The organism is Acinetobacter bouvetii, from assembly GCF_902753875.1.
Classification (GTDB): domain Bacteria; phylum Pseudomonadota; class Gammaproteobacteria; order Pseudomonadales; family Moraxellaceae; genus Acinetobacter; species Acinetobacter bouvetii_A.
In genome coordinates this window covers 1-13,842 of sequence record NZ_CADDTS010000024.1, presented here as the reverse complement: position 1 = coordinate 13,842, position 13,842 = coordinate 1, and the positions used below count along the sequence as shown (strand labels likewise).

At 40.6% G+C, this 13,842-nt stretch carries 16 protein-coding genes; 11 read left to right on the top strand and 5 right to left on the bottom strand.

Translation table 11 applies throughout. From position 1 onward, the window contains the following. The first annotated feature begins 333 nt into the window (after positions 1 to 333). A complete protein-coding gene (locus FB6_RS06755) occupies positions 334 to 546 on the top strand; it encodes a hypothetical protein (protein ID WP_174559311.1) in 213 nt (70 codons plus the stop codon). 41 nt (positions 547 to 587) lie between these two features. On the opposite strand, the gene bioB is transcribed toward FB6_RS06755, so the two are convergent. Together bioB and queG are read right to left on the bottom strand one after the other, a co-directional pair. Then, positions 588 to 1,577: a biotin synthase BioB gene (gene bioB, locus FB6_RS06750; protein ID WP_174559310.1), complete on the bottom strand. Its 990-nt coding sequence runs from the start codon at positions 1,575 to 1,577 to the stop codon at positions 588 to 590. Between the two features lie 304 nt (positions 1,578 to 1,881). Beyond that, the gene (queG, locus tag FB6_RS06745) at positions 1,882 to 2,976 is read right to left on the bottom strand and encodes a tRNA epoxyqueuosine(34) reductase QueG (RefSeq protein WP_174559309.1); all 1,095 of its coding nucleotides are present in this window, start codon (positions 2,974 to 2,976) and stop codon (positions 1,882 to 1,884) included. A gap of 23 nt (positions 2,977 to 2,999) precedes the next feature. Between queG and FB6_RS06740 the strand changes: the two genes are divergently transcribed. Genes FB6_RS06740 through FB6_RS06730 form a run of 3 tightly spaced genes read left to right on the top strand, consistent with a single transcriptional unit; the run spans position 3,000 to position 5,113 of the window. Continuing rightward, the gene (locus tag FB6_RS06740) at positions 3,000 to 4,475 is read left to right on the top strand and encodes an NAD(P)H-hydrate dehydratase (RefSeq protein ID WP_174559274.1); all 1,476 of its coding nucleotides are present in this window, start codon (positions 3,000 to 3,002) and stop codon (positions 4,473 to 4,475) included. After that, the gene (locus tag FB6_RS06735) at positions 4,468 to 4,749 is read left to right on the top strand and encodes an acylphosphatase (protein ID WP_174559273.1); all 282 of its coding nucleotides are present in this window, start codon (positions 4,468 to 4,470) and stop codon (positions 4,747 to 4,749) included. The genes FB6_RS06740 and FB6_RS06735 overlap by 8 nt, the downstream gene beginning before the upstream one ends. Positions 4,750 to 4,786: 37 nt before the next feature. Continuing rightward, positions 4,787 to 5,113, top strand: coding sequence for a hypothetical protein (locus tag FB6_RS06730; RefSeq protein WP_174559272.1), 327 nt, complete (start codon positions 4,787 to 4,789; stop codon positions 5,111 to 5,113). Positions 5,114 to 5,140: 27 nt separating this feature from the next. Here FB6_RS06730 and ruvC read toward each other — a convergent pair whose 3' ends face one another. Further along, on the bottom strand, positions 5,141 to 5,686 hold the full coding sequence (ruvC, locus tag FB6_RS06725) for a crossover junction endodeoxyribonuclease RuvC (RefSeq protein ID WP_174559271.1): 546 nt from the start codon (positions 5,684 to 5,686) through the stop codon (positions 5,141 to 5,143). 122 nt (positions 5,687 to 5,808) lie between these two features. Here ruvC and FB6_RS06720 point away from each other — a divergent pair, with 122 nt between their 5' ends. Both FB6_RS06720 and FB6_RS06715 read left to right on the top strand, forming a co-directional pair. Continuing rightward, complete coding sequence (locus FB6_RS06720) at positions 5,809 to 6,387, top strand: FxsA family protein (RefSeq protein WP_174559270.1); 579 nt, start codon at positions 5,809 to 5,811, stop codon at positions 6,385 to 6,387. Between the two features lie 156 nt (positions 6,388 to 6,543). Next, positions 6,544 to 7,185: a LysE family transporter gene (locus tag FB6_RS06715; protein WP_174559269.1), complete on the top strand. Its 642-nt coding sequence runs from the start codon at positions 6,544 to 6,546 to the stop codon at positions 7,183 to 7,185. Here the strand turns inward: FB6_RS06715 and FB6_RS06710 are convergent. Next, entirely contained in the window at positions 7,182 to 7,370 is a 189-nt protein-coding gene (locus tag FB6_RS06710) for a hypothetical protein (RefSeq protein WP_174559268.1), read from the bottom strand. The two genes, FB6_RS06715 and FB6_RS06710, sit on opposite strands and share 4 nt — an antisense overlap. A gap of 319 nt (positions 7,371 to 7,689) precedes the next feature. Between FB6_RS06710 and FB6_RS06705 the strand changes: the two genes are divergently transcribed. Next, on the top strand, positions 7,690 to 7,935 hold the full coding sequence (locus FB6_RS06705; protein ID WP_174559267.1) for a hypothetical protein: 246 nt from the start codon (positions 7,690 to 7,692) through the stop codon (positions 7,933 to 7,935). A 52-nt stretch (positions 7,936 to 7,987) separates the two neighbouring features. Here FB6_RS06705 and metK read toward each other — a convergent pair whose 3' ends face one another. Continuing rightward, positions 7,988 to 9,154, bottom strand: a complete 1,167-nt coding sequence (metK, locus tag FB6_RS06700) for a methionine adenosyltransferase (RefSeq protein ID WP_174559266.1) — start codon at positions 9,152 to 9,154, stop codon at positions 7,988 to 7,990. Positions 9,155 to 9,561: 407 nt separating this feature from the next. On the opposite strand from metK, the gene FB6_RS16645 reads away from it, so the two are divergent. The 4 genes from FB6_RS16645 to FB6_RS06680 all read left to right on the top strand — a co-directional run bounded on the left by FB6_RS16645 (position 9,562) and on the right by FB6_RS06680 (position 13,681). Further along, positions 9,562 to 10,032 carry a pilin gene (locus FB6_RS16645; protein ID WP_302476189.1) on the top strand — a complete coding sequence of 157 codons (471 nt, stop codon included), beginning with the start codon at positions 9,562 to 9,564 and terminating at the stop codon, positions 10,030 to 10,032. 418 nt (positions 10,033 to 10,450) lie between these two features. Further along, positions 10,451 to 12,439, top strand: a complete 1,989-nt coding sequence (gene tkt, locus FB6_RS06690) for a transketolase (RefSeq protein ID WP_174559265.1) — start codon at positions 10,451 to 10,453, stop codon at positions 12,437 to 12,439. Between the two features lie 160 nt (positions 12,440 to 12,599). After that, positions 12,600 to 12,815, top strand: a complete 216-nt coding sequence (locus FB6_RS06685) for a hypothetical protein (RefSeq protein WP_174559264.1) — start codon at positions 12,600 to 12,602, stop codon at positions 12,813 to 12,815. 281 nt (positions 12,816 to 13,096) lie between these two features. Beyond that, positions 13,097 to 13,681, top strand: coding sequence for a YceI family protein (locus FB6_RS06680; protein WP_174559263.1), 585 nt, complete (start codon positions 13,097 to 13,099; stop codon positions 13,679 to 13,681). Positions 13,682 to 13,842: the final 161 nt, after the last annotated feature.

The window sequence follows — 13,842 nt, the reverse complement described above, 5'->3', positions numbered from 1 at the left end:
TGTTAACTCTGTCGGGAGAATATTTTTTTGTTGACCAGCTTGGTAAGGCGAAGATTATTCTTAAAAGTAAAAAATGTAAACTGGTTCACAAAAAAAATAAAAAATGCAAAATTTTATAGAGCCCGGTAAAGGTCAAAAAACTGAAAAAAATAAAACTTTTTGAATGAATAATAATTAAAATAAAATAAATATTTAATTTTAATTTAAAGTAAAACTACTAAAAAATAACATAAGAAAAATCACGTAAAAATTTTTTGTAAATTTACAAAAAAAATTGCAAAAAAGATAAAAATGTTACAATACGAATATATAAAATGGCTTGAAATTGTACCTATGAATGCCGATTTTACAGCAGATACTTACATTGTCACGGATCAATTGGCAGACACCTTGGTCTGGTTAAGCAATCATCAAGATTGTTTTGATTCTTTTAGTTATGATGCATTTACAAAAGAGCTGGTGGTTTACCATGCCAATGGTGCAGATACTATTCGTGTAGGAAATTATCTGAATGCGCGTTATGGCATTCTAATTACCTCGATTTAAATAAAAAAAAGCCCAGATGGGCTTTTTTGACATGGGTTAGCTTAGCTTGCCATGGCATCGACCGAAAGTTCTTTGACGGTAGGTTTTGCTTTTTCAGCAATTAAGCCTAATTTGTCAAACAGCTGTTTGTCTCTGCCTTCACCGGCGTTTGGAGTGGTCAAAAGTTTCTCGCCAGAGAACAGTGAGTTGGCACCTGCCATAAATGCCAGCGCCTGATCGGAATCCGATAAAGATTCGCGGCCGGCAGACAGGCGAATATAACTCTTAGGCATAATAATTCGTGCAACCGCAATAGTGCGAATCCATTCAGTCACATCCAGTTTTTCCACATCAGCAAGTGGTGTACCTTCAATCGGCACCAGCATGTTAATAGGTACCGATTCAGGATGAATCGCTAAAGTGGCTAACTCGTGCAATAAACCAATGCGGTCCTGGCTACTTTCGCCTAAACCGACAATTCCGCCACTACATACTTTCATACCGGCTTGACGGACAAAATCTAAAGTATTTAAACGGTCATCAAAGGTACGGGTGCTGATGACATTGGAATAGTATTCGCGGGAAGTGTCCAGATTATGGTTGTAATAATCTAAACCTGCATCTTTTAAGCGTTCTGCTTGCGACTGATTGAGCATGCCTAAAGTCATGCAGGTTTCCAAACCCAGTGACTTCACTTCACGCACCATTTCCAGCACATAAGGCATATCGCGTTCGTGCGGATTGCGCCAGGCTGCACCCATACAAAAACGCGATGAACCCGAAGCCAAAGCTTCCTTGGCTTCCTGAATTACTTTATCCACGGCAATGCGTTTTTCAGCTTCAAGTTTTGAGTCGTAATGTGCTGATTGCGAGCAATATTTACAATCTTCAGGGCATTTGCCGGTTTTAATGGAAAGCAAGGTGCTGACTTGAATCGTATTCGGGTCAAAGTTTTCACGATGAATGCGTTGTGCTTCAAAAACCAGATCTAAAAAAGGCTGGTTGTATAAATCCTGAATTTCTTTTCGTGTCCAGTCATTACGTACATTCATGAGTGAAATTCCATAATCATCTTCGTTATTGCTATTCATCATACATAATTTATGCCAAATCCAAAGGCATAAACGACCAAATATTATAGTATCTAACGATTAATTTTTAAAATTTAAAGTGATTGTAAGATTGTATATTTGATTGCAAACTGCAGCCATTTCTTGTAAATATCCCTGCAAAGTTTTTTTGTGATATTTTTAAAATTGCCTTGATCTTGGAGTTAAGTTTTTTCTAAAGGCAAAACTTTGTCAGGATCTGGAAATCCAAAATTGAGGAAGTTACTTATTTGTTCAGGGTTGATATTCAACTGAATTTCGCTTGTTGTTCGCGAATAGCCCAGTCAATATGGACTTGCACAATCTCATCATGCTGGTCGCGAGTCTGCTTTAAAGTTTCAATAATTTCAGTAGAAAAGGGCGCATTGCCCAAGCCAATAGCGATATTACGTATAAAATTTTGGTAACCGGTACGCCGTAATGGACTACCTTCAGTATTGGCTAAAAAGGTACTTTCATCCCAATGCCATAAGTCTAATAAAGTGACCTGATCCAGACCATGACGCGGATTAAAATCTTCAATGCTGGTTTTTTTGGCAAAACTGTTCCATGGACAAATCAGCTGACAATCATCACAGCCAAAAACACGATTACCAATGCCACGACGTAACTCTTCAGGAATGATGCCTTGATATTCAATGGTCAGATAAGCAATACATTTACGTGCATCCAGCATATAAGGCTCAACTATGGCCTGAGTGGGGCAAATATCAATACAGGCTGTGCATGATCCGCAGTGCTTAGTCGCAGGACTGTCAAAAGGCAGTTCAAGTGAGGTAAACAGTTCACCCAAAACAAAAAACGAACCTGATTTTTTATGGATCAGTAAGGTGTGTTTTCCTGTCCAGCCCATACCAGCATTTTCGGCCAACGATTTTTCAAATACAGGCGCCGAATCGGCAAAGGGGCGGGATTCAAAATCTCCCACTTTTTCCCGAATTTTATTGGCTAAAGTTTTAAGACGACCGCGCATGGTTTTATGGTAATCACGGCCACGCGCATAGCGCGCAATAATGGCAGCATTCGGTTCGTCGGGAACATAACGCGGCTTGGGTGTTTCCACCAGATAGTTCATCCGTACACAGATGATGCTTTTGGTACCGGGAACCAGTAAGGTTGGATCGGCACGTTTTTCCAGATTTTCTTCCAGAAATTTCATGTCACCATGGTAGCCACGCTTTAAATATTCTTGAAAACGTGGCAATTCTTCTTGAGCATCCGGTTTGGCAATGACACAATCACTAAAGCCAAGTTGCAACGCCTGTGCTTTAATCCACGCTTTTAGCGCTTCAGGATCGTCTTGATCTAAAGGAATTTTTTGTGACAGTGTGGATGAAGCCATAATGATATAAAAAGGGAAGAATAATGCATCGTCAAGTTTACCATAGCCAAAGTATTCAAGCATGGGAGCAACGCTGGTTTGCCCAGCAAAACAGCTCTTACGCATTAATGCAGCAAGTGGCCTGGACGATTGCGCAGCGCTTGGTTCCCATTTTCCAGCAACAAAACATCCAGAATATCGCCGTCTGTTGTGGTCAGGGCAACAATGCCGGAGATGGTTATCTCACCGCCAAATATTTAAAACAATATGGTTTTGATGTAGACATTTACGCAGCTGAATTGGGAGCTTCTCAAGATTTACACAGTGCTGCTCAAGAAGCAGTCGATGCTGAAATTAGCATTCATTCGGGGTTTGTATTTCAAAAACAGTATGATGCTTATATTGATGCCTTGTTCGGCATCGGCTTAAATCGAGAAGTCGATTCCACGTGGCAGCAGATTATTCAAAGTATAAATGCTGAAACGGGCCTGAAAATCGCGATAGATATTCCTAGTGGTCTACAAGCCAACACGGGCCAACCTTTAGCTTGTGCCATCAAGGCAGATTATACCTACACGGCGCTGGGCTTAAAGGCAGGACTATTTACCGGTCAAGGCAAGGAGTTTGCAGGGCAGGTTGAGGTGATTTCCCTGATTCCTCCCGATACAGCCTTAGAGCCGCTTGCTCAGCTTTCGCCCACTTACATTTCGCTGCCTCAGCGTGAGGCTTTTGGTCATAAGGGTAGGTATGGTCATGTTTTAGTTGTTGGTGGGCATGCAGATATGGGTGGGGCAGTGATGATGGCGGCGGAATCTGCTTTTAGTGCAGGTGCAGGTAAAGTCACTATCGTCTGTCATGAAAAACATCACACTGCAATTTTAGCGCGCTCGCCTAATATTATGCTGCGTGATATCAATGCTTTAACCAAAGCCGAAATCCAGCAATTATTGGATCATGTCGATAGTGTTAGCTTTGGTATGGGACTAGGGCGTGATGACTGGTCAGAACAGCAATATTTTAACTGGTTCCCCAAAATCAATGCAGCCGAACATTTACATGTGGTGTTAGATGCTGATGCGCTGTGGTTTTTAGCGGAGCATCCTGAAACATTAAAAGCACAGACTTATGCCACACCGCATCCGGGTGAAGCCGCTAAATTGTTAGGTAGTTCGGTAAAAGACATTGAAGCTGACCGGGTTGCGGCCATTTATCAACTTCAGGAAAAATATGCTGGGCAGTGGGTGCTCAAAGGTTCTGGCAGTTTAATTTTGCAAGATCGGCTCTGGATTTGCACCGCTGGAAATGCCGGTATGGGTACAGGGGGCATGGGTGATGTTTTGGCTGGCATAACTGCCAGTTTAAAAGCACAATTTGCTGAGCAAATCCAGCTGCATGAAATTGTGACCTTGCATGCTTTGGCTGGCGATGTACTTGCTGAACACGGCATGCGAGGAGTACAGGCACATCAGATGCCTGCTGCGGTTTATCAAGTGGTGAATCAGGGATGTATCAATGAATAAGGCGATGAAACTCATTATTCAGGGCAAGGTTCAAGCTGTGGGTTATCGCCGCTGGTTTGAACAGCAGGCAATCGCATTAGGGCTGAAAGGATATGTGAAAAATCTGCAAACAGGTGACGTTGAAGCGGTGATTATCGGGCCGGCAGAAGCGGTTCAGAATATGATTCAGCGTAGTCATATTGGCCCCGCGCGTGCCGCTGTTAAGCAGATTATCCAGATGGAGCTTGATCAGGATTTAACGCGCGATTTTAAAATATTTGAAACCTTGATTTAACTTTAAGAACAACAATTATTTAGCAAAGAGAGATCATATGGAAAAATATCTGGTCGTCGCCATTGTTGTGGTAGTTTGCATACTTATGGTGATTTATACCCAACGGGCAGATACCAGTTCCACTGAAAAATCATTGAAGGAAATTGTACAAAAAGAATTTCCTCAATATAAAGTGATTGAAAAGAATCAAACCATTATGATTTGTGAAATCAATCATCGTAATGAACCGGATGAGCTGATTTTTATCCGAATTGATCCGAATCAGAAAAAGAACGTTAGAAACTTTGGGCGGAGAGTCACCTTTACTTATAGCAAACAACCCTCAGTCCGGGAAATGCGCAAAGATTTTGCACCTTATCTTTAAATCATTTTAAATATCTTTATAGGTTTTTTAGCGTCTTCGACCACTATAACGGCTACGTCCTCGTGCCATACCGCCCAGCGCATTTAATACTGCCATTTTGCTCATACTGCCTGAAGCATGCGCATGACAAATCGCAGCAGCCAGAGCATCGGCAGCATCCTGTTGGGGTTTAATGCTTAAATTTAAAATTTTCATGACCATCATCTGCACCTGTTCTTTATCTGCAGCACCATAGCCGACGACAGACTGTTTGATTTGACGGGCTGTATATTCAGCCACCTGCAAATCAAGATTGACCAAAGCGGCAATGGCGGCACCACGGGCTTGACCGAGTTTTAAAGCAGAATCCGGGTTTTGTGCCATAAACACCTGTTCGACGGCAGCTTCGGTTGGGCCATGAAATTTAACAATCCGATCCACACCTGCAAAAATACGTTTCAAGCGTTCAGGCATTTCTGGCGTTTCGGTACGAATGGTTCCTGCATCTACAAACGTTAACTTTTGCCCATCTCTTTCGATGATGCCGTAACCTGTTAAACGTGAACCTGGGTCAATACCGATAATTAATGACATGAAAACCCTTTAAAAATAAAATAACGCCCATATTGTTACATAAGCGTAGCAAAAAAGCTTGATAGTGATTAAGCAGTTAATGACTACACCTTATTCATTTTGTTGAGATTAGATTAATTTTCATGAAATTATTTCTTATTGTACTGGCTGGCTTAATCCTGGAAGTTTTTGTCTGGATTGGCGTGGGTGACCTCGTTGGCAGCATGTGGTACGTATTTTTCTGGTTTGTGATAGCCTTTTTTATCGGCCTGAATATGATTCGTAAATATGCAACCGGTTTAATGCCACAAATGCAGCAAATGCAAATGGGTCAAATGAGTGGTGATCCTGCATTAACCAACAATCTGCCTAAAATTCTAGCCGGTTTTTTCCTGCTTATTCCGGGCTTAATTACCGATGTCTTGGCATTGTTAATTTTGATTCCAGGTGTACAAAATGCCTTTAAAAACGTCATGATGAAAACGATGGCAAAACGTCAGCAAGCCATGATGGATAAAATGATGGGTGGCATGATGGGCAATATGAATGGCATGGGCGGTGATGCTCAGGGGCAAAACCCATTTGCAGATTTAATGCGTCAAATGCAGGACATGCAGCAGGGCGGTGGTTCACAGCGTCACGATTCCAGCATTATTGATGGTGAAGCACGTGAAGTGACACCCGACGCGAAAAAAATTGAAATGAAAGATGTGAAAAAATAAGTTGATAGCGCTGCCTTTATAGTGCTAGTTCATTAAAAGCCGGATCATGATGATTCGGCTTTTTTTATGGCTTTTATCTGTCAAATTGAGTTTAGATGACATGCAAAAAATTAAACAAACGATATAATACGGTTTTTCTAGAATTCTCATATTGTTATGCCTTTGCTTTTGACCATTTGTGCTCTGCATTTCGTGGCGCAGCTGAGCCCTGGACCGGATGTTTTACTGATTGCCAAAAGTTCAGCATCCACATCAAGAGCCAATACATTAAAGATTATTTTGGGTATTTCCGTGGGGATCGCAGTTTGGGTGGTACTGACCTTGCTGGGCTTTACCGTTCTGATTGAACAGTTCCCATGGATACAGCAGATTTTAATGCTGGTCGGTGGATTCTTTCTGGCACGTATGGGCTGGGCCATGCTGAATGGAGGCTTGAAAACCTTTAGGCAACAAACCAGTCTGGAGAATGATGCTCAGCCACTGGCGACAGCAGAGGCCCAAAATTATTTTTTGTCGGGACTCTTTACCAATCTTTCCAATCCGAAAACACTGATTTATTTCAGCAGTGTGTTTTCCCTGGCCTTAAGTTCATCTGCTTCGAGTCATTTAAAAGCCCAACTGGCTATTATTATTCCCATCCAGACTTTTTTGGTTTTTGCCTTGTTTATGCTGATTATGTCCCAGCCAACAATTAAAACCGCCTATCAGCGTTCCGGCAGTTATATCGATATTATTTCTGGCGGCTTGTTTCTGATTTTCGCACTCTGGTTATGGTATGACGCATTCGCCATGCTTTAATCATTTTGGGTTTTGTTATTATCTGTTTGAGTTAATGGCAGCGCAGGGGAATTTTCAACTTCACTTTGTTGCGGCTGTGCATAACGGTTCGGTTTTAGGGTGGTTTCAGTATTTTCCGAACCTTTGTAGCTGCGGCTACGGTTCGCACGCTCGCGTAAACCACCTTTTTTAATCAGTTGAACCATGCTGTACTCCCAGTTAATGGTGACTATTTTAACTAAAAATAGCCGTCTGATGTGGATATTCAGTGTTACTGCTGCTTTTTCTTGTTGTATTCCATTATGTTACAAATGATGTCATTGCACCTTGAATGTTGATGATCATTTTTTATTAAAAATAAATTATTTAAGTCATAAATCATAAAATTTATATTTTGGTCTAGTTTAGTTGTTGATAAACAGCCTTGTTTCTATATAAAGACAGGCATATGATTTTATTGAGACTACAGTCCATCAAGAATATAGATGGAACATAAAAACAAAAATGAAAGTAGGAGCATAACCTATGCTATATCAATATCATTGTGCCTGTTGTAATAAGGTTGTGGAGTCAACCGACAAAGAGTGCACAAATTGCGGTTCACATAATATGACCAGTCCTTACGGTTTCTGGATTTTCTGCGTTTTAACCTGCTTGGCTGCGGTGATTGTGTTTAAAGTGGTTCATGTTTATTTGCAGGATCATCAAGAAACACCTGTGCAAATTTCATTATTGGACGCGCTAAAAGAAGGAGGGAAAACTAAACCATGAATTTTCTAAGCAACAAAAAAGCCCACAGTTGTGGGCTTTTTAATGGCAAAAATTACAGTCCGGCAGAGGCTTTAAGCGCTTCCACTTTATCCGTTTTTTCCCAAGTAAATGCGGTATCAGAACCTTGACGACCAAAGTGACCATAAGCAGCAGTTTGCTTATACATTGGTTGAATGAGGTCAAGCATGCGGGTAATACCATATGGACGCAAGTCAAAGTGTTCGCGAACCAATTGAATAATTAATTCTTCAGGCACTTTTGCAGTGTTAAATGTATTGATTGAAATTGACGTTGGCTCTGCAACACCAATAGCATAAGACACCTGAATTTCACATTTATCAGCAAGACCGGCAGCGACAATATTTTTTGCAACATAACGGCCAGCATAGGCAGCTGAACGGTCAACTTTCGATGGATCTTTACCAGAAAAAGCACCACCACCATGACGCGCCATACCACCGTAAGTATCGACAATAATTTTACGACCAGTTAAACCACAGTCACCTACAGGACCACCAATCACAAACATCCCGGTCGGGTTGATGTGGAATTTGGTATCTGCATGGAACATTTCTGCAGGAATAACTTTTTTCACGATTTCTTCAATCACAGCTTCTTTAAGATTCGCTTGTGAAATTTCAGGATCGTGTTGGGTCGAAAGTACCACAGCATCCAAACGAACCGGCATGCCGTTTTCGTAAGCAAAAGTCACCTGACTTTTTGCATCTGGACGTAACCATGGTAATGAACCATTACGACGCAATTCAGCTTGTTTTTCCATTAAGCGGTGTGCATATGAAATAGGAGCTGGCATTAATACGTCAGTTTCACGGCTGGCATAACCAAACATTAAGCCTTGGTCACCCGCGCCCTGATCTTCAGGTTTTTGACGGTCTACACCCTGAGCAATTTCAGGAGATTGTTTACCAATCATGTTGATCACGGCACACGTTGAACCATCGAAACCGAGGTCAGTGTGGTGATAACCAATGCCATTTACGGTATGGCGAACGATTGCTTCAAAGTCAACGTTAGCAGTTGTTGTGATTTCACCCGCAAGTACTACAGCACCTGTTTTTACAAGCGTTTCACAAGCAACCCGTGCATAAGGGTCTTCTTTTAAGATTGCATCCAAAATAGCGTCACTGATTTGGTCAGCCATTTTATCTGGATGGCCTTCGCTTACAGATTCCGAGGTAAATACAGCGTACTCGCGCATAAGTCCTATCACAGTTAATTCAAAAGACGCAATATGTTACATCGAGATTGCTTCGAGGACTAGCTCAACATGATAAAAATGGATGAAATTAATTCATTTCAATGAGTTTTTAATTGATATAAGCATCTAAAAAATTGATATGGCATAAATTCAGTTTGATTCATGAATGAGCTAGGAATCATTTATGGCTAGGGGATAGTTGGTTTAATTTACAAGATTAAAACAGATATGACATTTGGGAAAAATTGTAAATTAAATCCTTGATTATCGCGTATTAAAACGAAACCAATAAGCAAACAGAATTATGCGTGTTGCCGTCAATAACTGTCAGCCTTGGTCATGAATAGACAAAAATTGGAATTTTGTTTTAATTGAAACACGGAAAATGCTGGTTATTGAGACTTGGTATGCAAATTGCGTTGTTTGTATTACGTTTCATGGGGGAGAACGTGATGAAACAGGCTGGCTTTACCTTGATTGAAATGATGATTGTGGTGGCAATCATTGGTATTTTGGCTGCATTTGCGGTTGTGTCCTATAATGGCTATGTTGCACGTGCCCAAGTAATTGAAGCATTGGTGATGTTTTCTGATTATCGGATGAAATTGCTGGATGTTTATTCAGAAAATCAAACGTGTGTAGAGCTCAATAATTCAGTTAATGAGACCATCTCTACCCGATATATTCAAAGTGCACAAATTGCCGATGTGTCAGGCAATTGTTCGATAGTGATTCAGTTTAAGGCTACTGATGTAAACATCAATCTACGTTCCAAACATCTATATTTTAATATTCCTGCTAATGTAAATAGCACATGGCAATGCCGTTCCAATGATATTTCTCAGCGTTTTTTGCCTGCTTCTTGTCTAGGTGTTTGAGCCATAATCAAATTTGGATTGCACTGAAACTTAAGCCTTTAGTATTTTCATGCTTTTTTACTTAAACTGAATAAAATTCATAATAAGCTACTTTGAGTAATTTGTTGGTATTGCGATTGGTGAACTGAAATACAATAAAATTTTCATTCTCAATGCGTCAATGATTTATAGTCCATATCAATACATCTCTATATTTTGTTTTGCAGTTTTGATAGGTAAAACTAACCATGTCTATAAAATAAACGGTATTTATAGGCTTGTAATTGCACAATAAGCGCACAATGTTACAGAGCTATATGAATATTTAGCGAAATATTGCCCATGAGGCTTTACCCATTCCGCTTTTTTTAAGACAATATGCACATCTTTGAATTCTTATTCATCTTACTCTTTAAACCATTTGTTTGGACTCTGACCTATGACAACCCCGCTTAACGAACGTCGTATTGCAAACGCAATTCGTGTATTGGCAATGGATGCTGTGCAAAAAGCAAATTCAGGACATCCAGGTGCTCCAATGGGGATGGCAGATATTGCTGATGTGGTATGGCGTGAATTTTTAAACCATAACCCTGCAAACCCACAATGGGCAAACCGTGACCGTTTTGTATTGTCTAACGGTCATGGCTCTATGTTGCAATATGCGTTATTGCACTTAACAGGTTACGACCTTTCAATTGAAGATTTAAAATCTTTCCGTCAACTGCATTCTAAAACGCCTGGCCACCCAGAATTGGGCTATGCACCTGGTATCGAAACAACAACTGGTCCATTAGGTCAAGGTATTGCCAATGCGGTTGGTTTTGCACTTGCTGAAAAAACGCTTGCTGCACAATTTAACAAAGATGACATTAAAGTTGTTGATCACAACACTTACTGTTTCCTTGGTGATGGTTGCTTAATGGAAGGTGTTTCTCACGAAGCATGTTCATTGGCGGGTACGCTGGGTCTAGGTAAATTAGTTGTTTACTACGATGACAACGGCATTTCAATTGATGGTGATGTTGAAGGTTGGTTCTCTGACGATACAGAACAACGTTTCTTGGCTTACGGCTGGCAAGTGCTTAAAGTTGATGGTCACGATGCTGATGCAATCCGTGAAGCAACTGTTGCAGCAAAAGCTGAAACGGCTAAACCAACTTTAATTATCTGTAAAACGATTATTGGTTTAGGTTCACCAAACAAACAAGGTAAAGAAGATTGCCATGGCGCACCGCTAGGTAATGATGAAATTGCTTTAACTCGTGAAGCTTTAGGTTGGATTGAAGGTCCATTCGAAATTCCTGCTGATGTATATGCTGCATGGGATGCTAAAGCAAAAGGTTCAACTTCAGAATCTGCTTGGAATGAAACATTTGCTGCATATGCTGCAAAATATCCAACTGAAGCGGCTGAATTGAAACGTCGTCTATCAGGTGAATTACCAGCTGAATTCGTTGCTCAAGCAGATGCTTACATTGCTGAAGTAAATGCAAAAGCTGAAACTATTGCAACGCGTAAAGCAAGCCAAAATGCCATTCAAGCATTTGCACCAAAACTTCCAGAAATTCTAGGTGGTTCTGCTGACCTTGCAGGTTCTAACCTGACTTTATGGAAAGGTGCAGAAGGCGTTGAATCGAATCCAGCAGGTAACTACGTTCACTACGGTGTACGTGAATTCGGTATGACTGCAATTGCCAATGGTGTTGCATTACACGGTGGTTTTATCCCTTACGTTGCAACATTCTTAATGTTCATGGAATATGCACGCAATGCAGTACGTATGTCTGCATTGATGAAACAACGTGTGATCCATGTCTATACACATGACTCAATTGGTCTGGGTGAAGATGGTCCTACACATCAACCTGTAGAGCAAATTGCATCTTTACGTGGTACGCCAAACCTAAATACATGGCGTCCATGTGACACTGTAGAAGCGTCTATTTCTTGGAAATCGGCACTTCTTCGTTCAGAAGGCCCTACAGCGTTAATTTTCTCTCGTCAAAACTTACCATTCCAAACTCGTACAGCAGAACAGATTGCTGACGTAGCGAAAGGTGGTTATGTGCTTGCGAAAGAAAAAGGCGAATTGAAAGCAATCATCATTGCGACTGGTTCTGAAGTTTCATTGGCAATGGATGCTTACGCTCAACTTGATGGCGTACGTGTTGTATCTATGCCATGTGCTGAAGAATTCGTGAAACAAGATGCGGCTTACCGTGAAGCGGTTCTTCCGTCTAACATCCGTGCACGTGTTGCTGTTGAAGCTGCGCATGTGGATTACTGGTGGAAATTTGTTGGTTTAGATGGTCGCGTAATTGGTATGACAACTTACGGTGAATCTGCACCAGCAAAAGATTTGTACCAACACTTCGGTATTACTGCTGAAGCTGTGGTTGCAGCAGTGAAAGAAATTACAGCTTAATCATTTTCGGTTAACTGTTGAAAAGACGCCCCAGTAAAAGGGGCGTTTTTTATTGAATAAATAACGATTTGTAACGAATGATTTAAACGTATAGGTTTAAAATTAACGCATTCATACAGTATTCAGACGTGGGTGCTTGATTGCCCCAAGTGAGGAAAATATGAGCCTTTATGATCAGATTAATGATGAAATTATCTTGATGGATGCTGGTGAACAAAAATGGATTGGTACAGACCTTGAACTTGAAGCCATGGTGGCTGTTGAGCTTATGCTTCAAGAATTGCAGGACGACAAGGTGATTAAGATTCGCCGTAAGAATCATGAAAAGCATACTGGATTAAAGCAAGTCGACCGGATTCTGGTTGAAAAGTTATAAAGCGTGAAATGGATTGAGAAAAGCCCCGATAGGGGCTTTAGTTTTTTAGCTTTAAATATTGAATATACTTAATAAAATATGAGCCTAATTGAGAATTGAGTAAGCCAGGCTGAGTCGTATCAAAACTTATTTATTCCATATCGCGTATAACCCATTTGTCCTCATACTTATTTCATTTACAAATCTATCGTTCTACTGATGCAACAAAACGTTTTATCTTTAACAATGTATTTTCTGCAGAATTCTATAAACTGAACAGTATTCCAAAGTGAGATAAAAACATGAACTTTAAAGCATTAGCAATTGGCTTGGCGGTCGCATCAGCAGCAACATTGACAATGGCAAAACCGGTTGCGTATCAAATTGATCCATCCCATACAGCAACCGTATTTAGCTGGAACCATTTTGGTTTCTCTACGCCATCTGCCAACTTTAGTGACATTCAAGGCACTATCAATGTGGATAACGCAAAACCGTCAAATTCTTCAGTGAATGTGACCATTCCACTTGCAAGTTTAAATACCAATGTAAAAGCGCTAGATGAGCATTTAAAAACTGCAGATTTTTTTGATGCAGCCAAATATCCAAATATCACTTTTAAAAGTACCAAGGTTCAGGCTTTAGGCAAAAACAAATACAAAATTACCGGTAACCTTACCGTTAAAGATGTAACTAAGCCTGTGGTCCTAGATGCTGTATTGAATAAACAGGGCGTTCATCCAATGACTAAAGCTGAGTCAATTGGTTTTAATGCAACGACTTCATTTAACCGTTCTGCTTTTGGTGTGGGTGCTTATGTGCCGAATGTGGGTGATAAAATCACAGTTAACATTACCACTGAAGCTTCAATTCCTGCGAAAAAATAAGCGGATAACGCTCTAAAAAAAGCACCATTGATGGCACTGCTGTCCCACAAATATCACAATAGGAACCTCAATTGAGGTTCTTCTTGTTTTAGCCATTTTTTATCAGGCAGAAAGAGTGACCTTAAGAGCTTCCTTTCGAATAAATTTAGTTGAATAATTCT

Coding starts and splice junctions, on each gene's coding strand:
- FB6_RS06755 (WP_174559311.1), top strand. CDS start 334: ATGAATGCCGATTTTACAGCAGATACTTACATTGTCACGGATCAATTG.
- bioB (WP_174559310.1), bottom strand. CDS start 1,577: ATGAATGTACGTAATGACTGGACACGAAAAGAAATTCAGGATTTATAC.
- queG (WP_174559309.1), bottom strand. CDS start 2,976: ATGGCTTCATCCACACTGTCACAAAAAATTCCTTTAGATCAAGACGAT.
- FB6_RS06740 (WP_174559274.1), top strand. CDS start 3,000: ATGCATCGTCAAGTTTACCATAGCCAAAGTATTCAAGCATGGGAGCAA.
- FB6_RS06735 (WP_174559273.1), top strand. CDS start 4,468: ATGAATAAGGCGATGAAACTCATTATTCAGGGCAAGGTTCAAGCTGTG.
- FB6_RS06730 (WP_174559272.1), top strand. CDS start 4,787: ATGGAAAAATATCTGGTCGTCGCCATTGTTGTGGTAGTTTGCATACTT.
- ruvC (WP_174559271.1), bottom strand. CDS start 5,686: ATGTCATTAATTATCGGTATTGACCCAGGTTCACGTTTAACAGGTTAC.
- FB6_RS06720 (WP_174559270.1), top strand. CDS start 5,809: ATGAAATTATTTCTTATTGTACTGGCTGGCTTAATCCTGGAAGTTTTT.
- FB6_RS06715 (WP_174559269.1), top strand. CDS start 6,544: ATGCCTTTGCTTTTGACCATTTGTGCTCTGCATTTCGTGGCGCAGCTG.
- FB6_RS06710 (WP_174559268.1), bottom strand. CDS start 7,370: ATGGTTCAACTGATTAAAAAAGGTGGTTTACGCGAGCGTGCGAACCGT.
- FB6_RS06705 (WP_174559267.1), top strand. CDS start 7,690: ATGCTATATCAATATCATTGTGCCTGTTGTAATAAGGTTGTGGAGTCA.
- metK (WP_174559266.1), bottom strand. CDS start 9,154: ATGCGCGAGTACGCTGTATTTACCTCGGAATCTGTAAGCGAAGGCCAT.
- FB6_RS16645 (WP_302476189.1), top strand. CDS start 9,562: ATGCAAATTGCGTTGTTTGTATTACGTTTCATGGGGGAGAACGTGATG.
- tkt (WP_174559265.1), top strand. CDS start 10,451: ATGACAACCCCGCTTAACGAACGTCGTATTGCAAACGCAATTCGTGTA.
- FB6_RS06685 (WP_174559264.1), top strand. CDS start 12,600: ATGAGCCTTTATGATCAGATTAATGATGAAATTATCTTGATGGATGCT.
- FB6_RS06680 (WP_174559263.1), top strand. CDS start 13,097: ATGAACTTTAAAGCATTAGCAATTGGCTTGGCGGTCGCATCAGCAGCA.